The sequence below is a fragment of the Dokdonella sp. genome (assembly GCF_039926425.1).
GTDB lineage: Bacteria > Pseudomonadota > Gammaproteobacteria > Xanthomonadales > Rhodanobacteraceae > Dokdonella_A.
In genome coordinates this window covers 1-3202 of sequence record NZ_JBDSWZ010000002.1, presented here as the reverse complement: position 1 = coordinate 3202, position 3202 = coordinate 1, and the positions used below count along the sequence as shown (strand labels likewise).

Below are 3202 nucleotides of genomic sequence, written 5' to 3'. Positions count from 1 at the left end.
TGCTGAAGCGTCTCGGTTTCGATACGGTGCGTGCGGTCGCCATCGATGAGGACTGGTCGGCGCTGCGCTTCCGTCGCGTGGAATTCATCAAGCCAACGAAAGCGCCATCGAGCCGTTAGTCTTCACGTGGCATGACGACAAGCCCTCGCGCGGAGGTCGCAATGCATCATCCAACCGTCGGCGAGATCCGCGAGACCATCCATCGCGACCACGATGACCTGTTGACCGCCGGCCTCGGTCTGTTCGGCCTGCGCGCTCGGCCGGCCGCGTTTGCCGATCCTGCCTTGCCGACACCAGCGGAACTGCGGCGCCGCTCGATCCGCACGAGCTGGCAAGGAATCGCGGATCTGCAGCCGCTCGGTGGCTACGGCCTTGTGTACGGCGCGACGCAGGCCGTTGCAGGGCGCGAGTTTCATGCGTTCGCACGATTGCCTGGGGCGCACGCGCCGCATCGCGTGCTGCTGCAGGCGCCGGATGCGTTCGATGTGCATGCGCGCTGTCTGCTGGTCGCGCCGTCGTCGGGTTCGCGTGGGGTGTACGGTGCGATCGCGCTTGCCGGCGCATGGGGTTTGCCGCGCGGCTGCGCGGTCGTCTACACGGACAAGGGCACCGGTCCCGGCTATTTCGATCTCGACACCCAGACCGGCGTGAGGCTCGATGGCACGCGCGCGCAGCGCGACGACGCGATGCTCGACTTCGAACCTGGTGCGCATCACGGATCAAGTGGCGTTGCGGTGAAGCACGCGCATTCGGGCGATCATCCCGAAGCCGACTGGGGCCGTCATGTGTTGCAGGCGGCGGCATTTGGTCTTGCGATGCTCGACCGCGCGTATCCGCAGCAGGCTCCGTTCACGCCGGCCAACACGCGTGTGATTGCAGTGGGTCTGTCCAACGGAGGCGCCGCCGCGTTGCAGGCTGCGGGAATCGACGAGCACCATGTGCTGGCGGGCGTCGTTGCGGTGGAACCGAACGTTCACGTCGCAGGGCGCGGTCGTTCTCTGTTCGACTACGCGACCGAGGCTGCGCTGTATCTTCCATGCGCGCTGGCCGATGCGCGCTTCGACGCGATCCCGTTTGCACGCGTTGGCGGCGCGATTCCGGCGCAGTGGATCGCACGGTCCGGGCGACTTCGCGAAGGCGCGAACATCTCGGGTGCGACGGTCGCAGCGCGAGCGAAAGACGCGCTCGACCGATTGATCGCAAGCGGCTGGACACTGCCGGCGATCGAGACCGCGGCAGCGACGACCGCATTCGACCTGTGGCGCTCGCTCGCCGCGACCTGCGCGAGCGCGTACCTGCGCGCATCCGCCAACGGGATGCCGTGCGGCTTTCGCATGAGCGCGGTCGCGACCGACGGGACACCGATCGCGGCTGACGCGACTGCTCGATCAGCGTGGTGGTCCGATGCGAGCGGAATTTCGCCTGGCGCGGACGTCCTGCTTCTCGGTGGCGTCGATGGATCGGACGATCCGACGGCGACCGGCCTCGAGGCGTTGCGTGCGCTTTGGACGGGGAACGACCAGGCTCCGCAGAGGCTTCGCACTGCCGTCGCGGAGACCGCCGTGACGCTTCCGCACACCGACTTGCCGATCATCGTCGTGCATGGAGAACGGGACGGGTTGCTGCCGATCGCGTTCTCCAGTGGACCGTATGTGGAGGCAATTGAAGAAGCGGGATGCCGACCCGTGTATTGGCGCGTCCCGCACGCACAACACTTCGACGCGTTTCTCGCACTGCCGCGATTCGGCGAACGCCATGTGCCGCTGATGCCCTATGCCTACGCAGCGCTGGATGCGCTATTCGCGCATCTCACGCGAAACGTGCCCCTGTCTCCATCACACCGATTCGCGACGACCGCTCGCGGCAATGTCGCGTTGGAGGCTGCGAACCTCGACAGGCTCGTACAGAGCGATTGAACAGTTTGAAACACGAAGGACACGAAGCAGAAAAACCAAATCCTGTCTTTTCCGTCGTGTTCGTCGTGTTTCCGTCTTCCGCTCTTCCCCTTCACCCTCAATCGGTGGCGATCGATTCGAGATACACCACGGCAAACTGCCCGAGCGAATCGGTCCAGTGGCGCTTCATGCGCAGTCCGGCCTTCGCCGCCAGCTTTCCGAAGTCCTCGATCGAATACTTGCAGCTGTACTCGACCAGCATTCCTTCGTGTCGCTCGAAGTGGAACGTGCCGCCTTCGATGTGGACGTCCTGGGAATCGAGACTGACGATGTGCGTCTCGATGCGGCCGGCCAGTGCGTTGTAGACCGCGCTGTGACGAAAACGCGCGAGGTCGAAATCCGCTCCGAGTTCGCGGTTGAGGCGCACCAGCAGGTTCATCGTGAATGCGGCGGTCACACCAGCTGCGTCGTTGTACGCGGCCTCGATGATCGCCGGATCCTTTTTCAGATCGATTCCAATCAGCGCCGCGCCGCGCGTGCCGATCTGCGCACGCATCTGCTTCATCAACGCCACCGCGTCGGATGCGTCAAAGTTGCCGAGGGTCGAACCGGGGAAATAGACGACCGTGCGTGCCGCTGCGCGCTTCGGCCGCGGAGACACCACGCCGCGCGTGAAATCGGCACACACCGGAAGCATCTCGATTCCCCGATGACGCTCGGCGAGGCGGCGAACGCTGGCGTCGAGCGCTTCGAGCGAGATCTCGACCGGAGCATAGGCCACCGGCCGATCGAGCGCTGCAAGCAACAAATCCGTCTTCAGTCCGCTGCCGCTGCCGTACTCGACCAGCAGAACCTCCGGCCCCAGCGTGTCGGCAATCGCGTCGACGTGCTCGCGCATCAGCGCAAGCTCGGTGCGCGTGAGGTAATACTCGGGCTGTTCGCAGATGTCCTCGAACAACTGCGAGCCGCGCTCATCGTAGAAATATTTCGACGACAGACGCTTGGGATGCGTGCGAAATCCGCGCCGCACATCCGCCAGCAGTTCGCTGCGGACCGACGCGGGGTCGACGAGTTGGCGTGCAAGTTCGAGTTTGGTCATGGCGTGGCCAGTCGGAAGCCGCTGAACTGCCAGCGGTCGGCGGGAAGAAAGAAATTGCGATAGGTGGCGCGGATATGATCGGCCGGCGTTGCGCACGAACCGCCGCGCAGGATCCACTGACCGGACATGAACTTGCCGTTGTACTCGCCGAGTGATCCGCCAAGCGGCTTGAACCCCGGGTAGGCGACGTACGGGCTCGACGTCCACT

At 64.7% G+C, this 3202-nt stretch carries 2 protein-coding genes and 1 pseudogene; 1 reads left to right on the top strand and 2 read right to left on the bottom strand.

The window, feature by feature from the left end; genetic code table 11:
- The first annotated feature begins 161 nt into the window (after positions 1-161).
- Complete coding sequence (locus tag ABIV12_RS00040; RefSeq protein WP_348054936.1) at positions 162-1916, top strand: 3-hydroxybutyrate oligomer hydrolase family protein; 1755 nt, start codon at positions 162-164, stop codon at positions 1914-1916.
- Between the two features lie 97 nt (positions 1917-2013).
- On the opposite strand, the gene egtD is transcribed toward ABIV12_RS00040, so the two are convergent.
- Complete coding sequence (gene egtD, locus ABIV12_RS00035; protein ID WP_348054934.1) at positions 2014-2994, bottom strand: L-histidine N(alpha)-methyltransferase; 981 nt, start codon at positions 2992-2994, stop codon at positions 2014-2016.
- A pseudogene (locus ABIV12_RS00030) lies at positions 2991-3202 on the bottom strand (ergothioneine biosynthesis protein EgtB); the annotation flags it as partial. The gene egtD and the pseudogene ABIV12_RS00030, both read right to left, overlap by 4 nt.